The 25,967-nt window shown below is 72.7% G+C and carries 16 protein-coding genes, 1 tRNA gene and 1 riboswitch; of the genes, 9 read left to right on the top strand and 8 right to left on the bottom strand.

All coding sequences use genetic code 11. From position 1 onward, the window contains the following. Positions 1-106 precede the first annotated feature (106 nt). A complete protein-coding gene (locus tag AB0J04_RS06045) occupies positions 107-622 on the bottom strand; it encodes a MarR family transcriptional regulator (RefSeq protein WP_363167160.1) in 516 nt (171 codons plus the stop codon). 85 nt (positions 623-707) lie between these two features. Between AB0J04_RS06045 and AB0J04_RS06040 the strand changes: the two genes are divergently transcribed. The 3 genes from AB0J04_RS06040 (at position 708) to AB0J04_RS06030 (ending at position 3,495) form a co-directional block, all read left to right on the top strand. After that, positions 708-1,835 carry a dihydrofolate reductase family protein gene (locus AB0J04_RS06040; protein ID WP_363167159.1) on the top strand — a complete coding sequence of 376 codons (1,128 nt, stop codon included), beginning with the start codon at positions 708-710 and terminating at the stop codon, positions 1,833-1,835. A gap of 59 nt (positions 1,836-1,894) precedes the next feature. After that, positions 1,895-1,968: transfer RNA gene (locus tag AB0J04_RS06035), tRNA-Met, on the top strand. 313 nt (positions 1,969-2,281) lie between these two features. Next, a riboswitch (cyclic di-AMP (ydaO/yuaA leader) is annotated at positions 2,282-2,450 on the top strand. A 7-nt stretch (positions 2,451-2,457) separates the two neighbouring features. Next, positions 2,458-3,495 carry a M23 family metallopeptidase gene (locus tag AB0J04_RS06030; protein WP_363167158.1) on the top strand — a complete coding sequence of 346 codons (1,038 nt, stop codon included), beginning with the start codon at positions 2,458-2,460 and terminating at the stop codon, positions 3,493-3,495. An 88-nt stretch (positions 3,496-3,583) separates the two neighbouring features. Here the strand turns inward: AB0J04_RS06030 and AB0J04_RS06025 are convergent, their stop codons facing one another. The 4 genes from AB0J04_RS06025 to AB0J04_RS06010 form a co-directional block, all read right to left on the bottom strand. Then, the gene (locus tag AB0J04_RS06025; RefSeq protein WP_363167157.1) at positions 3,584-4,987 is read right to left on the bottom strand and encodes a PrsW family intramembrane metalloprotease; all 1,404 of its coding nucleotides are present in this window, start codon (positions 4,985-4,987) and stop codon (positions 3,584-3,586) included. Between the two features lie 106 nt (positions 4,988-5,093). After that, positions 5,094-5,939: a tRNA (guanosine(46)-N7)-methyltransferase TrmB gene (gene trmB / locus AB0J04_RS06020; RefSeq protein ID WP_363167156.1), complete on the bottom strand. Its 846-nt coding sequence runs from the start codon at positions 5,937-5,939 to the stop codon at positions 5,094-5,096. A 390-nt stretch (positions 5,940-6,329) separates the two neighbouring features. Beyond that, complete coding sequence (gene lhgO / locus AB0J04_RS06015) at positions 6,330-7,547, bottom strand: L-2-hydroxyglutarate oxidase (protein WP_363167253.1); 1,218 nt, start codon at positions 7,545-7,547, stop codon at positions 6,330-6,332. Between the two features lie 97 nt (positions 7,548-7,644). Beyond that, positions 7,645-9,069 carry an MFS transporter gene (locus AB0J04_RS06010; protein ID WP_363167155.1) on the bottom strand — a complete coding sequence of 475 codons (1,425 nt, stop codon included), beginning with the start codon at positions 9,067-9,069 and terminating at the stop codon, positions 7,645-7,647. A gap of 704 nt (positions 9,070-9,773) precedes the next feature. Here AB0J04_RS06010 and AB0J04_RS06005 point away from each other — a divergent pair. Together AB0J04_RS06005 and AB0J04_RS06000 are read left to right on the top strand one after the other, a co-directional pair. Beyond that, on the top strand, positions 9,774-11,921 hold the full coding sequence (locus tag AB0J04_RS06005) for an asparagine synthase-related protein (protein ID WP_363167154.1): 2,148 nt from the start codon (positions 9,774-9,776) through the stop codon (positions 11,919-11,921). A gap of 487 nt (positions 11,922-12,408) precedes the next feature. After that, positions 12,409-15,861 carry a BTAD domain-containing putative transcriptional regulator gene (locus tag AB0J04_RS06000; protein WP_363167153.1) on the top strand — a complete coding sequence of 1,151 codons (3,453 nt, stop codon included), beginning with the start codon at positions 12,409-12,411 and terminating at the stop codon, positions 15,859-15,861. Here the strand turns inward: AB0J04_RS06000 and AB0J04_RS05995 are convergent. Then, entirely contained in the window at positions 15,848-17,782 is a 1,935-nt protein-coding gene (locus tag AB0J04_RS05995; protein ID WP_363167152.1) for a sigma-70 family RNA polymerase sigma factor, read from the bottom strand. The two genes, AB0J04_RS06000 and AB0J04_RS05995, sit on opposite strands and share 14 nt — an antisense overlap. 354 nt (positions 17,783-18,136) lie before the next feature. Beyond that, entirely contained in the window at positions 18,137-18,904 is a 768-nt protein-coding gene (locus AB0J04_RS05990; RefSeq protein ID WP_363167151.1) for a helix-turn-helix domain-containing protein, read from the bottom strand. A gap of 383 nt (positions 18,905-19,287) precedes the next feature. Between AB0J04_RS05990 and AB0J04_RS05985 the strand changes: the two genes are divergently transcribed. From AB0J04_RS05985 to AB0J04_RS05975, 3 genes are all read left to right on the top strand, one after another. After that, positions 19,288-20,667 (top strand): NAD(P)/FAD-dependent oxidoreductase, encoded by a 1,380-nt coding sequence (locus tag AB0J04_RS05985; protein WP_363167252.1) that lies wholly within the window; start codon positions 19,288-19,290, stop codon positions 20,665-20,667. Between the two features lie 306 nt (positions 20,668-20,973). After that, complete coding sequence (locus AB0J04_RS05980; RefSeq protein ID WP_363167150.1) at positions 20,974-22,650, top strand: SpoIIE family protein phosphatase; 1,677 nt, start codon at positions 20,974-20,976, stop codon at positions 22,648-22,650. A gap of 32 nt (positions 22,651-22,682) precedes the next feature. Beyond that, entirely contained in the window at positions 22,683-23,480 is a 798-nt protein-coding gene (locus AB0J04_RS05975; protein ID WP_363167149.1) for a methyltransferase domain-containing protein, read from the top strand. A gap of 73 nt (positions 23,481-23,553) precedes the next feature. On the opposite strand, the gene AB0J04_RS05970 is transcribed toward AB0J04_RS05975, so the two are convergent. Next, positions 23,554-24,852: an MFS transporter gene (locus AB0J04_RS05970; RefSeq protein ID WP_363167148.1), complete on the bottom strand. Its 1,299-nt coding sequence runs from the start codon at positions 24,850-24,852 to the stop codon at positions 23,554-23,556. Positions 24,853-25,007: 155 nt separating this feature from the next. Here AB0J04_RS05970 and AB0J04_RS05965 point away from each other — a divergent pair, with 155 nt between their 5' ends. Then, positions 25,008-25,574: a MarR family transcriptional regulator gene (locus AB0J04_RS05965; protein ID WP_363167147.1), complete on the top strand. Its 567-nt coding sequence runs from the start codon at positions 25,008-25,010 to the stop codon at positions 25,572-25,574. The last annotated feature ends 393 nt before the right edge of the window (positions 25,575-25,967 follow it).

Here is a 25,967-nt window from a genome sequence, read left to right as displayed (position 1 = left end):
CCTCGGGTCCGGTCCTCGGGTCCGGTCCTCGGGTCCGGTCCTCGGGTCCGGTCCTCGGGTCCGGTCCTCGGGTCCGGTCCTCGGGTCCGGTCCTCGGGTCCGGTCCTCAGGTTCCCGAACAGGGTGATGAGCGGCGGCGCCACGGCAGTTCCTCCGGGGCGGCCTCGTCGCCGTCCTGGAACCCCAGCACGACCTGCGTGAAGATCTCCTCCAGCTGTCCCACCTGCTCGGGGGTGAGCCGGTCGAAGAGGGCGGAGCGGACCGTCTCGACATGGCCGGGGGCCAGGCTCTCCAGGGCCGCCATGCCCTCGTCCGTCAGGGCCGCGACGGTCCCGCGCTTGTCCCACCGGCACTCCTCGCGCCGCAGCAGCCCGTCCTTCTCCAGGCGGGTCACCGCGTACGTCAGCCTGCTGCGGGTGATCTTCAGCTGCTCGGCGAGGTCGGTCATCCGCAGCCGTCGCTCCGGTGTCTCGGAGAGGTTGGCGAGGATGGAGTAGTAGAGGTGGGGCAGGCCGGCTTCCTGCTGGAGCTGCCGGTCGATCGCGTCCTCCAGCAGGAGGTAGCCGGCGACGTACGCGCGCCAGGCGCGTTGCTCCTCGGGGGACAGCCAGCGAGTCGTCATGCGTCCAGTGTAGGTTTGTTTCAAACTTGAACCAAGGCCCGGTCCGGCCGAGACCGCCGTCGGACCCATCCCGGGGAGTGCGTCGATGCCGTACCCGTACGTCCTGCTGTCCGCCGCCGTCTCCCTCGACGGCTACCTGGACGACACCACGCCCGAGCGCCTGCTCCTCTCCGGCCCCGCCGACTTCGACCGCGTCGACGAGGTACGGGCCTCCGTCGACGCCATCCTCATCGGCGCCGGCACGATCCGCGCCGACAACCCGCGGCTCCTCGTGAACTCCCCCGAGCGCCGCGCCGCCCGGGTCGCCGCCGGGCTTCCCCCGTACCCCCTCAAGGTCACCGTCAGCGGCTCCGGCGACCTCGATCCCGCCGCGAACTTCTGGCACACCGGCGGCGAGAAGGTCGTGTACACGACGGAGAAGGGCGCCGAGCGGGCCCGCGCGCTCGGCATCGCCGCGGACGTCGTCGCGCTCGGCCCCGAACTGGACTGGCGCCGCCTCCTCGAACACCTCCACGACGTGCGCGGCGTGCGGCGGCTCATGGTCGAGGGCGGCGGAATCATCCACACCCAGTTGCTCCGGCAGGGCCTCGCCGACGAACTCCAGCTCGTCCTCGCCCCGCTCTTCGTGGGCGACCCGGACGCGCCCCGCCTCTTCGGGCCGGGCGGCTACCAGGGCGGCCGCCTGCGCCTGCTGGAGACGCGGCGCATCGAGGACGTCGTCCTGCACCGCTACGAGCCCACCGCCCCCGGGGCCGGACCGCTGCCCGTCGCCGCCGACCGGCACTGGCTGGCCCTCGCCTGCGAGCTGGCGGCCGACTGTCCGCCGTCGGTGACCGCCTTCAGCGTCGGCGCGGTGATCGTCGCCGCCGACGGCACGGAACTCGCGCGCGGTCACTCCCGAGAGGCCGGCGACCCGGTCGTGCACGCCGAGGAGGCGGCCCTCGGGAAGCTCGACCCGGCCGACCCCCGGCTGCCCACGGCCACCGTCTACAGCAGCCTCGAACCGTGCGCCCGCCGCTCCTCGCGCCCGGCGCCCTGCGCCCGTCTCATCCTCGACGCGGGAGTGCGCCGGGTGGTCACGGCCTGGCGTGAGCCGGACACCTTCGTGACGGAGGCGGACGGCACCGGACTGCTGACGGCCGAGGGCGTCGACGTCCTCGTACTCCCGGAGTACGAGGAGCGGGCGAAGGCCCCGAACCGCCACCTCCTGTGACCCCCTGCGCAACCGTGGTGTTTGCGGCCCCGCTGATGGCGTACAGTTGTGTTCAACGGCGCGGGGTGGAGCAGCTCGGTAGCTCGCTGGGCTCATAACCCAGAGGTCGCAGGTTCAAATCCTGTCCCCGCTACTGAAGGCCGAGGGCCGGAATCCAGAACATGGATTCCGGCCCTCGGTGTTTTTCCCGGTTTCCTCCGGCAGGGCGGTCGTCGCGGTCGTCACTGCAGGTGAGCGCGTGATCCCCCTCCGCGCAGCGGCTGACGTCCTGTCAATGCCTGTGTAATTGCTGAGCCCGGCCAACTCGCCCGTTTTTCACCGGTCATGGGTCGAAAGTCCAGGCCGGAAATGTTGTTGATCAAGCAGAAGAGCTTGGAATCCCGACCCCGGGTCTATTAACGTTCGATAACGCAGCGCGGTCGTCCCAGCCGGCACAAGAGTCGGCTCCGTGCGCACTGCCGAATCCCGCAAGGGAACCGGGGAACCACCACCTTGGGGTGAATCTCGCGGAAGCCGTCGTGAGCTCGCAGAGCCCACGACCGGTTTACGCGCGTAGGAGACCTTCCCGCTCCGAACCCGTCAGCTAACCCGGTAGGCGACGGAAGGAAAGGAGTACGCCCGCGTGGCGTCCAACCGGCCTGCCCCAGAAGCCCCGTTCGTGCCGAGCCAGCGGTCCGCAGAGACCTTGGCCTACGGCAGCGTCCGCACCGACGAGGGCCCCTGGGAGGAGTGGAACCCCACCGCGGATTCCATTCGCCCGGTACGCGGCAAGCACCGCGTCGCCAAGCAGCGCGGCGGCGGGTTCGCCCGCAGCTCCACCGTCCTCGGCGTCGGCGTCATAGCCGCCGTCAGCGCGGGCGGCATGGCCAGCGCCAACACCGGCAAGGCCCCGGTCTCCATCTCCATGCCGGACCTGCCCAACGTGGGCTCCCTCATCTCCGACGACGAGCCGGCCGAGGACGCCGCGCCCGCCCTCGCCAACTTCGGGTCCGAGGCGCCCGCCACCGACACCGGCGAGAGCGCCACCGACGCCGGCGAGGCCCTGCGCAGCCGGATCATGGCGCAGGCCGAGTCGCAGCAGACCCAGCTCGAGACCAAGGCGGCAGCGGCCGCCGCTGCCGCCGCGGCCAAGGCCCAGGCCGACGCCGTCGCCAAGGCCGAGAAGGAGGCGGAGGCCAAGGCCTCCGCCGCGAAGAAGAAGGCCGCCGACGAGGCCGCCAAGAAGGCCGAGGCCGCGCGCCTGGCCGAACTGGCCACGCAGTACACGCTGCCGACCTCCTCGTACACGATCACCTCGACCTTCGGTCAGGCCGGTTCCCTCTGGTCCTCCGGCTACCACACGGGCCTCGACTTCGCCGCGCCCACCGGCACGCTCATCAAGGCCGTCCACAGCGGCACCGTCACCGAGGCGGGCTGGGCCGGTTCCTACGGCTACCGCACCATCCTCACGCTGGACGACGGCACCGAGGTCTGGTTCTGCCACCAGTCGTCGATCAGCGTCAGTGTCGGCCAGAAGGTCGGCACCGGTGACGTGATCGGCCGCGTCGGCGCCACCGGCAACGTCACCGGGGCCCACCTCCACCTCGAGGTCCACCCGGACGGCGGCTCCGACGGCATCGACCCGGCGGCCTGGCTGCGCAGCAAGGGCCTCAACCCCTGAGACCTCCCGGCCCCCGGCCGGCTCCCGACCCGACTTCCTACAGCCCTGACGGCCACCCCCGACGTCAGGGCTGTAGGGCGTTCGAAACTTATCGGTAGGGGTTGGGGGCGGGGTACGGCCCTGCGGGATACCCGTACGCCGGCCCTGCCGGGTACCCGGGGTGGTGCCCCTGGGGGTGCCCGTACGACCCGTACGACGACCCGTGGGCCCCGTACATCGGCCAGGGCGGCGCAGCCATCCGTACGGGTACCGGAGGGGCCGTCATCCGGGCCGCGTGGTCCAGCGCGGGCCGGGCGACGTCCTTCCGGCGCCACAGCTCGTTCAGCAGCTCCCGTTCCCGGAGGACGAAGTCGGCGTCTCCCCGCCCCCGCCGGCCGCGATGCCGCAGGAAGGCGAGGGACGTCGCGTACGCCTCGTACCGCGCCACCTCCCGCGCCGCCGGCCGGCCCAGGTGGCGTCCGGCGTATCCGCGGGCCAGCCGCCGGGCCCGCATCGAGCCGAGTGCGAACGGCTCGGCCGGGGTGAGCCAGCCGGCCGCCGCGTAGGCGGGCAGCTCCTCGCGCACGGTGCGCAGCTCACGTTGGCGGGTCCACACCACGAGCCAGGTGAGCAGCCCGAACGCGGGCACCATGATCGCCACGTACACCGCGAAGAAGCCGAACTCGCCGAACGACGAGGAGCCGTTCCACAGGGCGTGCATGCCCATGGCGAGGAGCAGCCCGGCCAACGGGAGCAGCACGCGGCGCAGCTGCCGACGGTCCCCGGAGAGCGCGGCGATGCCGAAGCCGATGCCGGTCAGGACGGTGAACAGGGGGTGCGCGAACGGCGACATGACGACGCGCACGAAGAAGGTCGCGGCGGTGACGGAGGAGATGCCGCTGTCGCCGGTCAGCTGGTCCGTGCCGAAAGCGGTGCCGAGGTAGAGGATGTTCTCGGTGAACGCGAAGCCGGTGGCGGTGACCCCGGCGATGACCACGCCGTCGACGATCCCGGTGAAGTCCCGCCTGCGGAAGAGGAAGACGAGCAGGACGGCGGCGGCTTTGGCGGACTCCTCGACGACCGGCGCTATGACGGTCGCCCCCAGGGTGTCCGCGCTGGACGGGTCGGCGGTCGCCATCGCTATCCATCTCGTCGCGAAGCTGTTGGCGACGATGGCTATCAGCGCCGCCGCGCACGCGCCCCAGGCGAAGGCGAAGACCAGGTTCCGCCAGGGCCCGGGCTCGACCCGGTCGAGCCACCGGAAGGCGGCGACGAGCAACGGCACCGGCAGCACGGCCAGCCCGAGCCCGACCAGGAAGCCCTCCGAGCCGGTCTGTTCGCGCACCAACGCCAGGATGACCAGGCCGGAGAGCGCGAGCAGCGTGATCAGCGCCCCGTACCGCACCCCTCTGTGCTGCCACCAGTGCGCGTGCCGGAGGACGCCGTCCTCGGGCGCCCCGCCGGGATGCGGCGGATGCGGCGGATAGGGCGGGAACGGGGGACTGATGGCCACGGCATCGACCCTAACGAGGGAGGGGACTGTGGTGGACGGAGTCGGTGGGTCAGCGATCCCCGTGCCGGTTGCCTGCCTGCGGTCTGCTCGGCAGCGGTCTGCTGGGCTACGGTCTGCTGGGCTGCTGGACGCGATGCTGTACGCGCGTGAAGAGCAGATCGTTCACCACGTGCCCCTTGTCCAGCCCCTGCCCCTCGAACCGGGTCAGCGGCCGGAACTCGGGCCGGGGCGCGAACCCGCCGTCGACCCGGGTGTTCTCGAAGTCGGGGTGCGCGGTGAGCACCTCCAGCATCTGCTCCGCGTACGGCTCCCAGTCCGTGGCGCAGTGCACGATCGCGCCCGGCTTCAGCCGGGTCGCGGCCAGGTCGAGGAACTCCGGCTGGATGAGACGCCGCTTGTGGTGGCGCTTCTTGGGCCACGGGTCGGGGAAGAAGACGCGCAGCCCGTCGAGCGAGTCCGCCGGCAGCATCTCGCGCAGCAGGATGATCGCGTCGCCGTTGGCGACCCGGACGTTGGTCAGGCCGTTGCGGTCCGCGAGGTTGAGCAGGTTGCCCTGACCGGGCGTGTGCACGTCCACTGCGAGGATGCCGGTGTCCGGGTCGGCGGCCGCCATCTGCGCGGTCGCCTCGCCCATGCCGAAGCCGATCTCCAGCACGACGGGACGGTCGTCGCCGAACAGCTCGGCGAGATCGACGGGATGCCCGTCGATGTCGAGCCCCCACTTGGCCCACAGCCGCTGCAAGGCGTCCGCCTGCCCGGCCGTCACCCGACTGCGCCGGGGCTGGAAGCTCCGGATCCGCCGCTCGAAGTGCGACCCGGCGGGATCGGCCCTGGGTCCGTCGGGGAACCGGGGCTCTCCCTTGGCACGGGTATGCCGAACGGACTCACCCGGATGGTGCTCGCCGACGGGAGAGGCCTGGGGGACTTCGGGGGTATTCACGGAATCAGACACAGTGCGAACGATTTTACGGCGACCGGACGCGTGGGTACGGCGCACGGGTGACCATGGCACGCGACGCCCGTCCTGCCCCGTGCGGCTGCCGCTCACGGGGGACGGTCGGCCGTGCTGCTCACGGCTGCTCACGCGGCGGCCGGGCCCGGTCGCGCTGCCTTCGCGGGAGGGCGAGAGGGCGGCTTGTGCGGTTCGCGGGAGGGCAGGAGGGCGGAGAAGGGCGGCTTGTGCGGTTCGCGGGGCTGGAGTGCCGGGCCCGTGCCCGTGGGGGCCTGCTGCCCGCCGGCCGGGGCTGTTCAGCCGGCGGCCGTGCTCCTTGCGCGGGGTCGGCGGGACGCTCGCGCGGGTGTCGGATGTCCCACGCGGGGCACCGCAGGGGGCGCGGGCTGCTCACGCGGCCGCCAGAGCTCCCAGCGCCCTGCGGGCCACCTCCCGTCCGATCGGGAGGGAGGCCGTCGCCGCCGGCGAGGGAGCGTTCAGGACGTGTACCGCGCGGGGGCCCTCGCTGATCAGGAAGTCGTCCACCAGACTGCCGTCCCGCAGGACCGCCTGCGCGCGCACTCCGGCCGCCGCCCGCACCAGATCGCCCTCCTCCACCGCCGGCAGCAGCCGGCGCACCGCGTCCACGAACGCCCCCTTGGACACCGACCGGTGCAGCTCCCCGATGCCGTACCGCCAGTGCCGCCGCCCCAGCCGCCACACCCCGGGCCACACCGCCGTCGCCATGGCCTCCCCGGGCCGGACGACACCCCACCCGTACCCCTCGCGGGCCAGCGCCGGCACGGCATTGGGGCCGATGTGCACGCCTCCGTCGATCCCCCTGGTCAGATGCACGCCGAGGAACGGGAACGCCGGATCGGGCACCGGATACACCAGCCCGCGCACCAGCTCCGGCCGCGCCAGCTCGTAGTACTCGCCCCGGAACGGCACGATCCGCACCTCGGGCTCGTCCCCTGTGAGCCGGGCGAGCTCGTCGCAGTACAGCCCGGCGCAGTTCACCAGCACCCGCCCCCGTACGACGTCCCCGCGCGCGGTGCGGACGGCGACCCCTCGCTCCGGGCGCCGGTCGACCTGGACGACCCGCGCGCCGTACCGGATCTCCGCCCCGGACGCCTCCCCGAGCCGCCGCGCGACGGCCGTGTAGTCGCAGATCCCGGTCGTGCGCACGCGTATGGCGGCGAGCCCGCGCACCTCCGGCTCGTACTCCGCGATCTGGGCGGCGCCCAGCTCCCGCACCGGAATACCGTTCTCCCGGCCGCGCTGCACGAGCGCGTGCAGCCGGGGCAGCTCGGCCCGCGCCGTGGCGACGATCAGCTTGCCGGTCACGGAGTGCGGGATGCCGTACTCCGCGCAGAATTTCGTCATCTCGGCGGCGCCCCGCACCGCGTACCGCGCCTTCAGCGACCCCGGCCGGTAGTAGATCCCGCTGTGGATGACCCCGCTGTTGCGCCCCGTCTGGTGCCGGGCGACGCCGGGCTCCTTCTCCAGCACCGTGACCCGGGTGCCCGGCGCGGCGCGCGTGATCGCATACGCCGTCGACAGCCCGACGATGCCCCCGCCGACCACGAGCACATCACAGTCGTAAGCGATCTTCGGCACGTGCACCACCTCCCGGCTTCGATAGTGCACTGCGCCACTGACAACGCCTTCAAACCCGGGTGACGCCGGCACCCCCGAAGTAAGGACCGCCGGAACGCGGTGGTGCCTACGCCGGAGTCATCAGCAGCGGCCGCGCCCGCTCCCGCAACTCCACCACCCGCGGTTCGTCGCCGTACGGCTCCAGCCGGTGGAGCAGATCCTTGACGTACTCCGTGGTGCGCGCGGAGGAGATGCGCCCGGCGACCTCCACCGCCCGCACCCCCTGCTCGCAGGCCGCGTCGAGGTTCCCCGACTCCAGTTCGGCGACCGCCGAGACGACGAGCCGCAGCCCGTGCGACCGCACGAACTCCTCGGTCGGCTGGGACAGCGCCTGCTCGGTGAACCGCCGCACCTGACGCGGCGCCTTCAGATCGCGGTAGCACTCGGCGGCGTCGGCGGCGAAGCGGTCGTAGGAGTAGAAACCGAGCCAGGACGGGTCGTGGTCGCCGTCGCGGGACCGCTCCAGCCAGCTCTCGGCGGCCTTCAGCGCCGCGCCGGCGGCATGCGCGTCCCCCGCGCGGGCATGCGCGCGTGCCTCGACGAGCCGGAAGAAGCTCATGGTGCGGGCCGTGGCCAGCCCCCGGTTGCGTTCCAGGGCCGCCTGCGCGAGATCGACGCCCTCGTCGCCGAACCCGCGGTAGGTGGCCTGCAGGGACATGGAGGCCAGGACGTAGCCCCCGAGAGGGACGTCCGCCGCGGCACGCGCGAGCCGCAGCGCCTGGATGTAGTACCGCTGCGCGGCCTCCTGCTGACCGGTGTCGAAGGCCATCCAGCCCGCCAGCCGGGTCAGTTCGGCGCTCGCCCCGAACAGGGCGCGCCCCACTTCGTCGGAGTACGAGCCGAGCAGCAGCGGCGCCGCCTCGACCCGCAGGCACTCCGGGACCATGGAGGAACGCCAGTCGCCGCCTCCGTACTTGGAGTCCCAGCGCCTGGCGTCCTCGGCGGCCTCCCGCAGCTTCTGCACATCGCTGTGGCCGACTTTGAGCGGTGCGCCGGACCCCTCCAGGAGGTGTACGTCACGCGCCACCGAACTGTCGGCCGGGGTTATCAGCCACCGTGAGGCGGGCGTTGCGTACGCGCTTACTGCGAACGATCCGGCCAGCGACTGCCAGATGCCCCCGGAGCCGGCCCGGCGGCCCGCGAGGTCGAGGCGGTAGAGGTCGGTGGCCGAGCGCACGGCCTGGCCGACGTCTCTGGGGAAGGCGAGGCCCACTTCGGGCGCGGGATCCGCGTCCGCCAGGCCGATCTCATGGAGCGGCACCGGACGGCCGAGCTTCTGACCGATGGCGGCCGCGATGAGGTGGGGCGCGGCGCCCTGCGGCACCATGCCCTTCGACACCCAGCGCGCCACGGACGTCTTGTCGTAGCGAAGAGTCAACCCGCGTTGAGCGCCAAGATCGTTGACGCGTCGCGCGAGTCCTGCGTTGCTGATTCCCGCGAGGGCGAGAACGGCGCCGAGTTTTTCGTTCGGCCCGCGTTGCTCCCTGGACATTGCGCCACCCCTCGACACAGACGGCTGCCGCGCTGGCATAACCATGCGGCATTCGTAAACCCAGCGTAGTTCGCCGCATCCCAAGCGTTAAGGGGCATTCTTCCGGTTGGCGGGATTGTGGTCCGTACGAAAGTGTCGGCTCAGGTACGGACCGTTGCGGTGTGCTCCCGCTGTGTGGCCGTGCGCCCGGCCGTGCGCTCTTCTCCGGCCACCACGGGAGCGGTTCCATGGGCCGTGCGTGGGTCGGCCCGCTGTACTGGATCCAGTGGGCTGGGGGACACCGCCGCCTTCATCCCCGCGGGCGGCGGAACGGTCCGGGGGGCGAACTCCGTCTCCCGGACCGGCGCGCGCCTTCGAGGCACGCGCGTGTGTACGGAGCGTGTGCGGAGCCTGCTCGGCGCGTTCCCAACACCGGACGTGCGCCGGGGATTTGGCCGAAAAGCGACCCTGTGTTCCATGGGTGACAACGCCTCTCACCATGGAAATCGAGGGCGCACAGGGCGTCCTGGGGGAGCGTACCGGGGGCGCATTCAGGTCGCGGACACCGGGGTGCACACAGTCGTCCCAGCCGGTGCCGGCGCGTTCACCCGGGCGGACTCCCCGGATCACAAGCGGTGCCGCCTCCTTCTACGGCGCGTTCTTCGTGGCAGCATGTGAACCGTTCGTACGGTGCACTCGGTTGTCCACAGCCTGTGGAGGCGTCGATGCGGTGGTTGGTGGGTTGGAGCAGCACCGCCGCGGGCGCGTTGGGCGGGTCCGTCGGTTACGACGGCCGGCACGACGACGGCGCGGCGTACGGGAGCCCGGGTGGCCGAGAGGATCAGGGCGGCCAAGTCGGCTACGAGGGCGAGACCTTGCAGCCGGTCGGTTCCCAACTCCTGTGGGGAGACCCCGATCCGCTGTGGGCGGTCGGCGACTGGCGCCCCGACGAGGTGCGGGTGGTGACGGTCGACCCCCAGACCCGGATCGCGGTCCTCGGCACCTGCGGGGCGACCGACGAACAGCTGCGCGTCGGACTGTTCGCCGCGCGCGGAGGGGCACTTCGGCATCTGACGGCGTGGCCGGGCAGCTACACGGCGATCGCCCAGGTCGGCCGGCGCATCACCGTCTGCGGCGATCTGGCGGGCGTGCGCCCGGTGTTCCACACCCCCTGGGCGGGCGGCACGGCGTACGCCACGGCTGCGCTGCCGCTGGCCGACCTCGTCGAGGCCAACCTCGACTTCGGCCACCTGGCGGCCCTCCTCGCCGCCCCCGACGTCCCCGCCGCGCTGCACGACTCCACCCCGTACGACGGCGTGCGTCGCATTCCGCCGGGGCATGCGCTGATCCTTCGCGCCGGGGCGCGCGAGGTCGCCGGGTACGAGCCGGTCGCCTCGCTCGCCGTGGCGGCGCCCCCGGCCGACCCGGACAGCGCGGTCGACGCCGTGCGCGACGCGCTCATCGAGGCGGTACGCGCGCGTCTGTCCGCGCCCCGGCACGTCCCCGACATGGACCCCGGCCCGGTGCCCGGCATGGGACCCGCCGAACGGCGCGCCGCGCGCGGGATGCCCGTTCCCGGCATCGGCGCCGACCTCTCCGGCGGGCCGGCCTCCGGCACGCTGGCGCTCCTCGCGGCGGGCCTGCCCGGCATGCCGGGCACCCTGCTCGGCCACGGCACGGGCGCGGGGGAGCGGCTGGTCGCCGTCACCTTCAACGACCTGGCCGTCGGGGGCCGCGAGGCCGAACTGGAGCGGGCCGGCGCCCTCGCGGCCAACCCGCGCCTGCACCACGTCGTCGTGGCCGGCGGCGAGGAGACGCTGCCGTACGCGGACCTGGACGGCCCGCTGACCGACGAACCCGGCCCCAGCCTGGTCCTGGCCGCCCGCCACCGCGCGCGTCTCGCAGCGGGCAGCGCGGACCACTTCACGGGCTACGGCGCCCGCCAGGTCCTGGACGCCCACCCGGCGCGCCTGGCGGACCTGCTGATGGACCGCAAGCGCCGCCACCTCGTGCGCCCCGTGGCCGCACTCACCCGGGCGGACGGCTCCGTGCTCGTCCCCGCGCGCGTGTACGGCGCGGCCCGCCGACTGGCCCGTACGTCGTACCGCGCGGGTGTGGAGGGTCTCGCCGAACGACTCCTGCACCGCAGCTTCAGTTTCGACGACCCCGCAGGCGCCGTAGGGGCGTCTCTGGCGGCTCTCACCTGGGGCGGAGCGGGCCCGGCCGCGCGCTGGCTGACGGGCGAGGCGCTGGCTGAAGTATCGGTTCGCCTACAAGGGGCCACGCATCGCACCGTCGTGGGACCGGGCCAGCGTCCGGGCGACTATCGCGCGCGTGCGGCCCTCACCCGGCACGCCATGGACCTGCGCGTCCTGGAACAGGCTGTCGAGATCCGCTCCCAGCGACTGCACGCGCCGTTCCTCGACAACCAGGTCGTCCGCGCGTGCCGTGCGCTCCCCGAGACCCTGCGTGTGCAGCCAGGGGCGCGTGCGGCGATCCTGCGCACCGCCCTCAAGGGCGCCGGCATCACCGACCTCCCGCACGGCTGGGGCGCCCCCTCCCAGGCCTCCGCCGACGCGGCCGCCCGGGCCGGCCTCCGCATGGCGATGGACCCGCTCCTCACCCTCTTCGAAGCGCCGCTCCTCGCGGAGGCGGGCCTCGTCGAGGCGAGAGTCGTCCGCAAGGCCCTCAGAGCCGCAGCGGCAGGCGAACCCCTCCCCCTGGACGGCCTCGCCGACCTGATCTCCCTGGAACTCTGGCTCCGCCGCCTCCTCTCCCGCAGAGGCACCTGCTGGACAGGCACCCCGGCCAGAGCCCGCGCGGTACCGGCAGGCATCGCTCCGCAGAGACGGGCGGTCTCGTCCGGGGGGTGACGTCGGGGTCGTCGGCGCCTGGCGCGCTGCGACGGCGGCGCGCCCGCTGAGCGGGGCTCCTGACGGGGCGGGGCTCCTGACGGGCGGGGGCGCTGTGGAGCGCGCACCGCGCGGTGGAACGACGGGCGCGGTGAGGGGAGGGGGAGGCGCCCCGGCAGGCGGGGTTCATGAGGGCGATCGGGGTCGGCCCTGCCCGGCCCGCGTGTCTCCTGCTGCCGCGAGGCGGGCGGTCTGGCGGGCGGCCCTGCCCCCGCTCGCGTGCCCGGCCGCCTTCGCCCCCCGCTCGCGTGCCCGGCCGCCTTCGCCCCCCCGCTCGCGTGCCCGGCCGCCTTCGCCCCCCGCTCGCGTGCCCGGCCGCCTTCGCCCCCCGCTCGCGTGCCCGGCCGCCTTCGCCCCCCGCTCGCGTGCCCGGCCGCCTTCGCCCCCCGCTCGGCAACCCGATGGCAAACCTGGTGACCCGCGTGCGTGCCCCGGCGACAATGACCGTGTGCGGTACAGAATCCTGGGCGTCACCCAGACAGCGGACGACCAGGGCATCGTCGTATCCATCCCCGGCGGCCGTCTTCGCGCCCTGCTCACCGCTCTGGCCCTGCGCCCGGGCCGTCTCACCGCCCCGGAAGCCCTCATCGACGAGGTCTGGGCCGAGCACCCGCCCCAGGACGCCCCCGCCGCCCTCCAGGCCCTGGTCGGCCGTCTCCGCCGTGCCGTCGGCAAGGACACCGTCGTATCCGCCCCGGGCGGTTACCGGCTCGCCGCGACCGAGGACGACGTCGACCTGTTCGTCTTCGAGCGGCTCGTACGCCAGGGCGCCGAGGCCCTGCGGCAAGGCGACGCGCCCACCGCCGCGCACACCCTCGACGACGCCCTCGCCCTGTGGCGCGGCCCCGCCCTCGCCGACCTCCCCGACCGCACCGCCGCCGCCCGCGCCGAGACCCTCCACCTGGAGGCGGCCCGCGCCCGCGCCGAGGCGGACCTCCTCCTCGGCCGCGCCCGCGAAGCCCTTCCGCGCCTGACGGAACTGTCCGCCGCGCGCCCCTACGACGAACCGCTGCACGCCCTCCTCATCCGCGCCCTGCGCGACACCGGCCGCGCCGCCGACGCCCTCGCCGCCTACGAGACCGCCCGCCGCACCCTCGCCGACGGCCTCGGCGCCGACCCGGGCCCGGACCTGCGCGCCCTCCACGCCGAGCTCCTGAACCGGCCCGAAAACCACCCCCGGACGACCTCCCTCACCGGTCTCGCCCCGCTCCGACTCCCGCCACGGACCGGCAACATCCGTCCGCGGCTTACCTCTTTCGTGGGCCGGGAACCCGAGCTCGACGCCATCCGTTCCGAATTGCACAGGGCCCGTCTGGTCACGCTCACCGGACCGGGCGGCTCTGGGAAGACCCGTCTCGCAGAGGAAGCCGCCGCCGGGCTCCCACAGGCGTGGCTGGTCGAGCTGGCGCCGCTCGACCGCCCGGAGGCGGTGCCTGGCGCGGTGGTCAGTGCCCTCGGTCTGCGCGAGACCGTACTGATGACCACCGAGCTGGCGACCTCGCAGGACGACCCGGTCGCCCTGCTCGTCGAGTACTGCGCCCCGCGCAGCCAACTCCTGATCCTTGACAACTGCGAACATGTCATCGGCGCGGCCGCCGCCCTCGCCGAGACGCTTCTCACCCGCTGCCCGGAGCTCACGATCCTCGCCACCAGCCGTGAACCCCTGGGCGTGCCCGGCGAGTCGGTCCGCCCGGTCGAGCCCCTCCTCCCCGACCAGGCGCGTCGCCTCTTCACCGTGCGCGCGGCCGCCGCCCGCCCCGACGCGGCCGCCCTCCTGCGGGACGAGGAGGCGATCGCGGAGCTCTGCCGGCGGCTGGACGGGCTACCGCTCGCCATCGAGCTGGCCGCCGCCCGGCTCCGGCTGCTCACCCCACGCCAGATCGCCGACCGCCTCGACGACCGCTTCCGCCTCCTCACCTCGGGCAGCCGCACGGTCCTGCCCCGCCAGCAGACCCTGCGGGCCGTCGTCGACTGGTCCTGGGACCTGCTCGACGAACCGGAGCGCACGCTGCTGCGCGAGCTGTCCGTGTTCGCGGGCGGCTGGGACCTGGAGGCCGCGGAGGCCGTGTGCTCCGGACCGGTCGCCGACCTGGTCGGAGCGCTCGTCGACAAGTCCCTCGTCGTGGCGGCCCCCTGCCGGCGGGACGGCGGCGACGACATGCGCTACCGCATGCTGGAGACGATCCACGAGTACGCCACAGAGCGCGCAGCCGAACTCCCGCACGGCCGCGCGGCGGCCGAACGGCGACACCGCGCGTGGGTGCGCGCGCTCGTCGAGCGAGCCGACCCGTTGCTGCGCTCCGCCGAGCAACTCCCCTGGGTCTCCCGCCTGGAGACCGAGCTGGACAACATCCGCGTGGGCCTGCAACGCGCGCTCATGGCCGGTGACGAGGAGGAAGCCGCCGCCGTCTGTCTGGCCATGGGCTGGTTCTGGTGGCTGCGCAACCACCGTATCGAGGGCGCCGAGTGGACCGATCGCACCCTGCGCCTGGGCGCGGTCCTGGACACACTCCAGCCCCCGCGCGCGGACTACGTCCTCGTCCCCGCCCTTCCCGTCCCCGCCGACCTCACCGCCCGCATGGCCGCCGTGGACCCGGTCGCCGCCTTCCTCGACGCGCCCACCGCGACGGACCACGACGCCCGTCCCGGGCAAGGCCACCGGCCCCCGCACAAGCACGCGCACGCGTACCCGCCCGCGCACCGGATGAACCTGCGGATGCAACATCTGTTCCTGCTGTCCGAGGGGCCGAAGGACGTGGCGGAGAACCCGCGCCACCGGGAGTTCCTCGTCCGCCTGCGCGCGGCCTTCGAGCCGGGTGGCCCGGAGTCGGCGCGGATGCCCGGCATGCTCTGGCCGCTGACGTCCTTCCAACTGCGGGACACTGTGAACGCCCGGAGCGTCCTGGACGCGGCCGTCGCCAACTGCCGTGCCCACGGTGGCGACTGGGAGCTCGGCTGCACCCTGATGTTCCGCACGCACATGGTCGTCGACTCGCCCGGCGGCCTGCACGGGGTGGACGACGACCTGGCGGAGCTGCGGGTGCTCAGCCTGCGCGTCGGCGACCGCTGGATGCGGGCCCAGGTGTGCGGCGCGGCGGGTGAGGCGGCGATGGCGCGCGGCCGCTTCGCGGAGGCGGAGCGGGAGTACCGCGAGGCGCTGCGGCTCGCCCATGAGGTCGGGGCGTACACCGAAGCGCCGTTCCTCATCGCCCGGCTCGGGGAGATCGCGTTCCGGTCGGGCGATGTCGGGGGTGCCATGGACGCGCTGGACGAGGCGAGCAGCGCCGCCGACCGCCACGGCCTGCCGGACGTCCGGGCGTTCGTCCTGTTGATGCGCGCGTACATCGCGCTGCACCAGGACGACATCGCTCACGCACGCGTGCTGTGCGAGGAGACCCGCGCGGCGATCGGGGAGGGCACACCGCCGCCCCAGTTCACGGCGGCGCTGGGCATGCTCGACGGGCACCTCACGGCCGTCGAGTCCGGGCCGGAGCACGGTCTGCCGGTGCTCGCCGACACGCTGCGCCAAGCGATGGCCGACCAGTGCGCCGAGGCGATCACGGCGTCGATCGTGGACACCGCGGCGGACCTGCTGGCCCGGCTCGGCGAATTCCCGCGCACGGCCCGACTCCTCGCGGTCGCCGACGGAATGCGCGGCCCCCATCCGCGTCCCGTACCGGAGCACGTCCGGGCCGAGCGAACGGAGGCCGCGGCCCGCGAGGCACTGGGCGCCGAGCGCTACGCGGCCGAGCGCGCCCTGGGCAAGCCCCTGACCGCGACCGATGCCCTGCACGAGCTCACGGATGCCATGCGCCACCACCCGCCGGCCGATCAGCCGCGCAGTCCCGAGCCTTCAGCCCCTAAGGCCCCTAAGGCCTCCCGAGCCTCTACGAGCAGGTGAACCTGGACTCCGCCCAGTCCGCGAGCGCCACCGGGTCGAAGTGGCTGTGCGGCTCGACCACCAGACGCACGCTCGTGCGGCCGCTGAGGTCCACATGGACGGGGACAGCCGGGTCGCCGCCCGCGATCACCCCGGACGACCAGAGCCGGTTCCCGTCGGCGTAGACGGAGAAGGAGACCTTGCCGAGCTTCATCGTCAGGTCGTCGACGCCGACGAACGCGTCGTAGGAGGCGCACTTCCGGTTGAGGTCGACGGTGACGGAGGAGTGGCCGTGCACGGTCACCCCGGGCGCGTACGGCCGGTCCGCGATGGACAGCGCGTTCCGCTGCCACACCCAACTGCTGTCGCGGAGCCGGATCTCGGGCCCGGTCCCGTCGCCGTGGACGTCGAAGCCGAGCTCGCTGAGCTGGTAGACGGCCGGGGCGGGCGTCGGCGTGGGCGTGGGCGTGGGGGTCGGCCTGGGCTTCGGAGTCGGTGTGGACGTCGGGGTGGGCGTCGGGGTCGACGACGGTGTCGGTGCGGGCGTCGGCCGCTGGGTGGAGGTCGGCGTCGGGGCCGCTGCCGGGACGATCGCCGGAGGCGCCGGCTCAGGCTCCTCAGCCTGCGCCCGGGTCGGAGTGGGCGTCGGTGTCGGGTCCTCGGGCCGCGCGACCGGCGACGGTGCGGAGGCAGGCGGCCTAGCCTCGGGTTGCTTCGCCGGGCCGTCGTTGCCGACGAGCGCGAGGGCCACCACCGCGGCCGCCACCGACACCACGCCTGCCGCGATACCGGCCTTCACCGGCGCGCCCAGCCCCGCTGAGGCCACCGCCCCGCCGCCGGAGGTCGCCCCGCCGGAGGAACCGCTCGCCGCGGCGGCCGCCCCAGCGGCGCCCGCGGCCCCCGCTCCCGCGCCCCCGGCGATGAGCGCGAGCGCCTTGGCGTACCCGGCGGCCCCGAACCAGCCGATGACCGCGATCGGCACGACGGCCGGGATGCTGCCGGCGACCTCCTCGATCTGGAGGGCGGCCAGCCGGCACTTGGCGCACTCCTCCAAATGCTTGCGCAGTCCCCGTTCGGCGCGGGTGCGCAGCCGGCGGCGGGCGTAGGTGCCGAGCTGGTCGGCGTAGCGGGCGCACTCCTCGTCGCTGGTGAGGGTGGCGCTGACATGGGCCTGGAGGTAGGCCTGCTTGAGGCCCTCGCGGGCCCGGCTGGCGAGCACGCGCGTGCCGTTGGCGTCGAGGCCGAAGAACATCGCGACCTCGCTGGGAGACTCGTCCTCGACCTCCGTGTGCCACAGCACCGCCTGCCAGCGCTCGGGCAGCGAGCGGAAGGCCTGCATGGCCATGGACTGCTCGGCCTCGTGCATCGTGCGCACATCCGCGCCCAGGTTCAGCGTGTCGTCGTCGGACACCTCCGCAGGGCGGGCGGACTGCGCCGCGAACACCGCGAAGTCGTCGACGAGTTGCTCCCGCCTCGCCGACCGCGTCCAGCCCGCGGCCACCCGGCGGACGGAGGTGAGGAGATAGGCGCGGACGGCGTACTCGGGTCCGGAGCCGCCGCGCACGGCCTGGAGCATGCGGGCGAAGACCTCGGCGGTGAGGTCGTCGGCGGTGTGGGCGTCCCGGCAGCAGGTGCGGGCGTAGCGGCGCACGGCGTCGGCATGGCGCCGGTACAGCTCCTCGTACGCCGTGTCGTCGCCCGAGCGCATCCGGCCGATCAGGTCGGTGTCGGCGGGCGGCACGTCGCGAGGCGGCGGCAGGATCCCGTCGGCACGCCACTCGCGCTGTGCCGGAACAGTGCCCTCCGACGGATCGGACTGAGGGCCATCCCACCCGCTCACGCGTCTGCCCTGGCTCGGTACCTGTGGTGAGGTCGGGCCGTCGGCCTGCGCGTCACCGTCACCGGGGGAACCGAGTGACTCGTCCTGACCGTCAACGCTCATCGCGGAAAGCCCCCGCCGCCTGCCCAACAACCAGTCCCGACCACCGGGTCAGAGTGCCATATTGGCTTTTGGTCAGTACCCCGTCGGGCGGGCGTTCCACTCGTCCGTGGGGACCTGTCGCAGTCCAGTACTGGGTTTCACCCGTACGGGGAAGGTTCAACTGTCGTTCCACGGGCAGGAGTTGAGCCACCTGCCCGAAATGCCCCGAATATTCGAGGCCGTTCCAGTGCGGTGGACGGGAGGTGGGGGCAGCGCGCCGCCCCCACCCACAGTCACCCTTTCGAGCTCACGAAGAGGCCGAGCTCACGAAGAGGCCGAGCTCACGAAGAGGCCGAGCTCACGAAGCGATCGAGCTCACGAAGAATGCCTCGACCGCAGGCCCTCCAGCAGGATGTCCAGCAGTCGCGCCGAGGCCGCCGCCTGCTGGGCCGGGTCCGGCAGCGAGGGCGCCGCCGTCGCGATGACCAGCAGCACGTCAGACACCGACACGTCGACGCGCAGTTCGCCCGCCTCCCGCGCCCGCTCCACGAGCCGCCCCACGACCTCGAGCAGCGCCGCGGCCCCGGTGTCGTCGACAGCGGCCGTCGTGCCGTCCTCCGGGACGAGCCGCAGTTCGCCGCCGCCCGGCTGGGTCCGCTGTTGCGGCACCCGCGCCTCGCCGACCGGCCCGCCCTCCGAACCGTCCTCCGCGACCCCGACGCGCAGCACCTGCGGCGGCAGCAGCCGCCCGGCGCCGGACGCCACGGACGTCCGCAGGAAGCGCGACAGCGCCGACCACGGTTCGTCCTCCTGACCGAGCGCCGCCCGCGCCTGGTCGGTCAGCCGAGAGGTCTCCTCCTCGGCTATCCGCCGCACCAGGACGTCCTTGCTCGGGAAGCGCCGGTACACCGTGCCGACCCCGACCCGCGCGCGCCGCGCCACGTCCTCCATCGGCGCGCCGTACCCCAGCTCGCCGAAGACCTCCCGCGCGGCCCGCAGTACGTGTTCCAGATTGCGCTGTGCGTCCACGCGCAGCGGCGCTGTCCGCGCGCCCTCTCCGCGTCCGTGCCCCAATGCCGTGCCGACCGCGCCGCCGGTTGCGAGCGTCGGTGTGGACGACCAATGCGAGTTCTGAATGTGCATGAATGATCCCCCGGTAATGACGTCTCCCCCCGGAGACTCTCCCCGCCATAGAAATCCGGGGCGTGGAACACAGGGGACGGCGGCCTCCTCGAGCCCGCCCGTCGCAGACCCGCAGAGCGCTTCCCCCTGACACCCCGTCGACATACGAACATAGTTGAGAGGCAGTCAATTCAGAAGGGGCAGGTTCCGCACGGAGCGCCCCCCGATCGGAGTACGGGTCGTATACGTCCTGATTGAGCCTCTTCCCCCACCCCGGTGCACCCCCGCTGACCTGCGCTCCTGATCCGCACTCCGGTGTTTCGGCCAACCCGCGGCGCGGCCGACTCGCGGTCACACAAATTGTCGAGGCTGTGGACAAACTCCGGCGGCCGGTGCGTCATGGGGTGGTGAAGGAACGTGCGCGCATTCTCGTTGTCGGCGGTGGCTACGTCGGGATGTACACGGCCCTGCGGCTCCAGCGGAAGCTGCAACAGGATCTCGGCCGGGGCGAGGCCGAGATCACGGTCGTCACCCCCGACCCGTACATGACCTACCAGCCCTTCCTGCCCGAGGCGGCCGCGGGGTCCATCTCCCCCCGGCACGTCGTCGTGCCCCTGCGCCGCGTCCTGCCGCACTGCCGGGTCGTGGTCGGCGAGGTCACCGCCGTCGACCACGCCAAGCGCACCGCCACCCTCACCACCCTCGCCACCGACGAGGAGGGCACCGGCCCCCAGCAGCTGGCGTACGACGAACTCGTCCTCGCGCCCGGTTCCGTCTCCCGCACCCTCCCCATCCCGGGCCTCGCCGACCACGCCATCGGCTTCAAGACCGTCGAGGAGGCCATCGGGCTGCGCAACCACGTCATCGAACAGATGGACATCGCCTCCTCCACCCGCGACCCCGCCATCCGCGACGCGGCTCTCACCTTCGTCTTCGTCGGCGGCGGCTACGCGGGCGTGGAGGCACTCGGCGAACTGGAGGACATGGCGCGCTACACCACGCGCTACTACCACAACGTCAAGCCCGAGGACATGAAGTGGATCCTGGTCGAAGCCTCCGATCGGATCCTGCCCGAAGTCGGCGCCGACATGGGCCGCTACACGGTCAGCGAACTGCGCCGACGCAACATCGACGTCCGGCTGAACACCCGCCTGGACTCCTGCGCCGACCGGATCGCCGTCCTCAGCGACGGCGCCCGCTTCCCGACCCGCACGGTCGTGTGGACCGCCGGCGTCAAACCCCACCCGTTGCTCGCCGCCACCGACCTCCCGCTCAACGAACGAGGTCGGCTGAAATGCACCCCTGAGCTGACCGTCGACGGCGTCACGCACGCGTGGGCGGCCGGAGACGCCGCCGCGGTCCCCGACGTGACGGCCGACGTGCCCGGCACGGAGACCGCCCCCAACGCCCAGCACGCCGTCCGCCAGGCCAAAGTCCTCGCCGACAACATCACGCGCTCCCTGCGCGGCGAACCCCTCCAGACGTACTCCCACAAATACGTCGGCTCGGTCGCCTCACTCGGCCTCCACAAGGGCGTCGCTTTCGTCTACGGACGCAAACTCAAGGGCTACCCGGCCTGGTTCATGCACCGCGCGTACCACCTCAGCCGCGTGCCCACCTTCAACCGCAAGGCGCGCGTGCTCGCCGAATGGATCCTGTCCGGACTCTTCAAACGGGAGATCGTCTCCCTGGGATCACTCGAACATCCCCGCGCGGAGTTCGAACTCGCTGCCGGTGGAAAGCCTTCTGAGGAGTCGTCCGACGACCCGAAGGGGTCGTCCTGACGGATCCAGGAACTCCACCGGCCGCCCCCACGTATGACGAATGTCGGCCCGGACGGCGGCCGCACTGCCAGACTGCTCCCTGCTCATAACCCCTCCCGAGCCCTCTCCCGAGCCTTCCCCAAGCCACCTTTCGAGTCCCTCCCGAGCCCCACCCGGCGGGTCACCGCCCGCCCTGCGACCCACGAGGCTGTTTCCCCGTGCTCCACACCCCGGGTGCTGTAACAATGTGCGGCCACCGCCGCGCGGCCCCCGGAGCCCAGGCCGGGCCCGGAGCCGGCCGACGACGACTACACGAGGCAAGGATTCGTGAACTTCACGCGCTGGAGCGCCCGGCTCCCCGGAACGCAGCGCCGCGCCGCCGCGCGAGCAGAGCACCCGGTCACCCCCACGGACCGGCGGAGCGAGGGTTCGGTACCCGCGGCCCGCGCCGAACAACTGACCGACGAGCCGCCCCCGGTGCCCGCGGTCGACGAACTCCCGGTCCGTGAGGTCCTCGACCGCGTCCCGGCCCTCGTCGCCCTCGTCCACGGCCCCGATCACCGCCTCGCCTACGTCAACGACGCCTACGCGGCGGCCTTCGGCGTGCGCCCCTGCGGCGAACCGGCCGCCAAAGCCCTCCCCGAACTCCGTGACCTCGGACTGCTGCCCCTCCTCGACCAGGCCCTGCGCAGCGGTAAGCCCCGCACCCTGAAGTCCCGCAAGGCCCCCGACGGCCGCTCCTACACGTTCACCTGTACCCCGGCCGCCGAGGACAACGGCAAGGGCGCCGTCCTGATCTTCGCCACCGACGTCACCGACCACGCCGAGGCCGCCGAACGCCTCAGAACCAGTGAGCGCCGCCAGCGCGAGACCGCCGTCACCCTCCAGCGCTCCCTCCTCCCCCAGGAGCTCGAAGAGCCCGACGACCTGCGCATCGCCGCCACCTACCAGCCCGGCGGCACCGAGGCCGCGGTCGGCGGCGACTGGTACGACGTCATCACCCTCGGCGGCGGCCGCACCGCCCTCGTCATCGGCGACGTCATGGGCCGAGGCGTCCGCGCGGCAGCCGTCATGGGCCAGCTCCGCACCGCGGTCAGGGCCTACGCCCGCCTCGACCTGCCCCCGCACGAGGTCCTCCAGCTCCTCGACGGCCTCGCCATGGAGATCGACGCCAACCAGATCGCCACGTGCGTGTACGCCATCCACGACCCGAACGAGGGCCGGCTGGTGTACGCCTCCGCAGGCCACCTGCCCATCCTGGTCCGCGACGAGAGCGGCACCGTCCTGCGCGCCGCCGAACCCACCGGCCCGCCCCTGGGCACCGGCGGCTGGATGCACGCCTCCGGCTCCATCCCCCTCGGCCCCGGCTCGACGGCCGTCCTCTACACCGACGGCCTGGTGGAGCGCAGGGACGAAGACCTGGACGAGGGCATCGCCTCCCTGGAGCGCGCCCTGGCCGGCGCGACCGGCACCCCTCAGGTCGTCTGCGATCGCCTGGTCCGCTCGGCCGGCGTCACCGCCGACCACGACGACGACGTCGCCGTCCTCGTGCTCCAGCACCCGGCCCGCACCGGCCCCGACGGCGAGCTGTTCCGCAACGCGGCCCTGGAGCTTCTCGGCGGAGTCGAAGCGGCCCCACGCGCGCGTGCCTTCGCCTCCGGCGTCCTCACCAGCTGGCGCTTCCCGGCCGAGCTGCACGACCTGGGCGTCCTGGCCACCAGCGAACTCGTCGCCAACTCGCTCCAGCACGGCACCCCGCCCATGCGGCTGCGCCTGCGCCGCACCGACCGCCGCCTGATCATCGAGGTCACCGACGGCGACGACCACCTTCCGCGCCGTCGCCGAGCGGAACCGGGCGACGAATCGGGCCGCGGCATCGCCATCGTCGCCACGATCGCCACCAACTGGGGCAGCAGGCGCACCCCGGGCGGTGGAAAGGCGGTGTGGTGCGAGTTCGTCCTGCCGAAACCCGACGGAACGACCTCCCCCGCGCGCGGCACCTAGGCGAACACGCCCCCCGGTGCTAGTAGCTCCCCATGGCAGACGCAACGGGCTTTCATCTCACGGGAAGCGCCCCTGAGCGCTACGAACACTACGTCGCGCCCCTCATGGCGCCCTTCGTCACCGCACTCGTGGACGCCGCGGACCTCTACCCCGGCGCCACCGTCCTCGACCTCGCCTGCGGCACGGGCTTCGCGGCCCGCGCCGCCGCCGCACAGGCGGGCCCCACCGGCCGGGTCGCCGGCGCGGACCTCAACGAGGGCATGCTCAAGATCGCGGTGGCGTGCCACCCGCGCCTCTATCCGGACATCGACTTCACCGCCGCCCCCGCCCACGACCTCCCCTACCCCGACGCGGCCTTCGACGCCGTCCTCTGCCAACAGGGCGCCCAGTTCTTCCCCGACCTCGACGCGGCCCTGGCGGAGACGGCCCGCGTCACCCGCCCCGAAGGCCGGTTCGTCGCCACGGTCTGGGCCCGCCTGGACGACTCCCCGTACTTCACGGCCCAGCACCGGGCACTGGAGCGGCACGGCACCCAGGAGGCGGCAGCGGGCTACCGGACGGCCTTCATGGCCGCGGACCGTCTGACCGCTGCCCTCGACTGCGCGGGCTTCCACGACACGACCCGCCGCGACCTCACCTTCGCCATCACCCTCCCTCCGCTGGAGGACTACGTCACCGGCCACCTCTCCGCGATCCCCTGGGGCCAGACGCTCGTCGAAACCGGCGGCGCGCAGGCCCTCACCCGCATCGCCGACACGATCCGCACCCACCTCCCCGACGACACGACGACCTTCCCGTTCACGGCGACCCTGGTGACAGCGGTCCGCTGAACATGCGGAAGGCGGCCGCCGTCCTTCGGGACGACGGCCGCCTTCCGCACGGCGAACCCTCAAGCGTCAGGCCTCAGGCCTCCGCGCCCACAGGCTCCACAGCGGCCCCACCCCTGGCCACCACCCGCTTCCGCACCAGCCACGGCTGATCCTGGACGGCGGTCAGCTGCCTCCCCAGCCGCAGCGCGAGGTAGGTGATCCCCAGCGAGAACAGCAGGAAAGCCACGATGTACGGCGCGTGCAGCGAAGCCCCCATCGGCCCGCCCACCGCCGGCCCGACGGCCAGCGCAAGCTGCTTCACCAGGGCGAACGCCGAGTTGTACTGCCCCGCCATCCCCTCCGGCGCCAGATCGGCGACCAGCGGCGCGACCGTCGGCGACAGCATGGCCTCGCCCAGCCCGAACAACGCGTACGTCGACACGAACGCGGCCGTCGCCATCGCCTGACTGCCGTGCCCGAGCCCGGCGTACCCGGCCACGACCCACGCCACGGCCCAGATCAGCCCGACGGCCGCGATCACCCGCGACCGCTTCTGCCGCTCGACGAACTTCAGCACGGCGAACTGCGCGATCACGATCACCGCCGTGTTGGCGGCGAGGGCGCTGCCGAGGGCGGACGTCGAAATCCCGGCGGCCTCGACCCCGTACGCGCTCAGCCCCGACTCGAACTGCCCGTAGCAGGCGAAGAACAGCACGAAGCCCAACACGCACAGCTGCACCATGGCCCGGTTGCCGAGCAGTTGCTTCCAGCTCCCCTTGGCGGACCGCGGAGCTTCCCCGACCTTCGGAGCGTGCGGCAGCCGCACCGTCGACAGCACCACGGCCAGCAGCAGGAACATCGCCGCCTCGATGGCGAACAGCAGGGTGAAGGACGACACGCGCGTGGTGTCGACCAGATGCCCGCCGATCAGCCCTCCCACGCCCAGCCCGAGGTTCTGCAGAAAGAACTGCGTCGCGAACGCCCGCGACCGTGTCTCCGCGGTCGAGCAGTCCACGATCATCGTCGCGAGCGCCGGCTGCATCACGGCCTGCCCGGCCCCGAGCGCGGCCGCGGCGGTCAGCACGGCGGCGGCGTTCCCGGCCAACCCCAGGCTCAGGGCGCCGAACGCGGCGGTGACCAGGGCGGCGAGCAGAACCGGCAGTGGACCCCGTCGCACGATCGCCCGGCCGGCGAACGGCAGCACGATCAGCGCGGCCACGGCGAAGACGGCGAGGACGAGCCCCGCCGTCATGGCCCCCAGCCCCCGCACCTGCGCCACATAGACGTACAGGTAGGGGACGGTGAAGCCCAGCCCGAACGCGCTGAGTGCGTTGCCCACGTGGATCCGGCGCATCGCTGCGCCCATCGCCCTGGTCACGTTCACCTCTCTCATCTCTCAGGTAGTGCAGGTAGTGCAAGCGGTGGTTGAGGGTCAGTACTTCTATTGCCTCAGTACTTAGAGGCGAAGACTTCGAAGCTAAAGTTCGAAGCTAAACTGTACATCTCGAAGGACTTCGATGCGAACGAGCGACGTGCGATAGTGGCCACATGGGCGACACCCCCGGCAGCGCCGGCACGGGCGTCGGCGGAGAGCCGACCCTCGAAGAGCAGATCGCGGCCTACCAGCGTGAGTTCCAGGACCTCGACCCGCAGATCGAGAAGATCGTCTCGGCGTTGTCCCGTCTCAACCGCCGCATGAACGTCGCGTACGGCCGCCAGACCGCCGACCTCGGCATCAGCAACGCCGAGTGGGAGGTTCTCAAGGCCCTGGTCCTGTCCGGCGCTCCCTATCGCCTGGGCCCCAGCGACCTGGCCAAGCGACTCGGTCTGACGCCGGCCGCGATGACCCACCGGATCGACCGCATGGTCGCCGAGGGCTTGGTGACCCGTGAGCGGGACGAGTCCAACCGGGTGCGGGTGATCGTGGAGCTCACGACTGAGGGCCGCGAGAAGTGGCTGGAGGCGATGCGCATGGCGACGGTCTTCGAGGAGGAGCTCCTTCAGGACCTCTCCGCGGAGGAGCGCACGAGCCTCGGCGAGGTTCTGACCAGGCTCCTGCGCCGGGTGGAGCACGCACAGCCGGACGCCGGCGGTCGGCTCAGCGACCTCGATTAAAAGATCTTGACAGGGAGTGCTTGACACCCCCACGCGAGGTAAGTAAAGTTCTCCGGGTTGCCACGGAGCCGTAACGGTTCTTCGGCAGCACCTCCGTCGCAGTAGCGACACCACAAACCATCAGCACGATCTCCCCGCGGGGTTGAATTCGGCGTGCCCGAATTCAATTCGATTTGGGGCCGGTAGCTCGATTAGGAGCTGCCGATCGGATCCGCTAAGGTTTGAGACGTCGGAACGGCCCAAGGGTCGGGAAGGCAAGCCCCTCTGACTGGGAATCAGCGCCGAAAGGATCTGATAGAGTCGGAACTGCCGGAAAGGGAAACCGCGAAACAAAAGCGGGAACCTGGAAAGCGCCGAGGAAATCGGATCGGAAAAGGATCTGATAGAGTCGGA

The sequence above is a fragment of the Streptomyces sp. NPDC050263 genome (assembly GCF_040655955.1).
In the GTDB taxonomy this organism is placed as follows: Bacteria; Actinomycetota; Actinomycetes; order Streptomycetales; family Streptomycetaceae; genus Streptomyces.
This window is presented reverse-complemented; position numbering and strand designations above follow the sequence as displayed.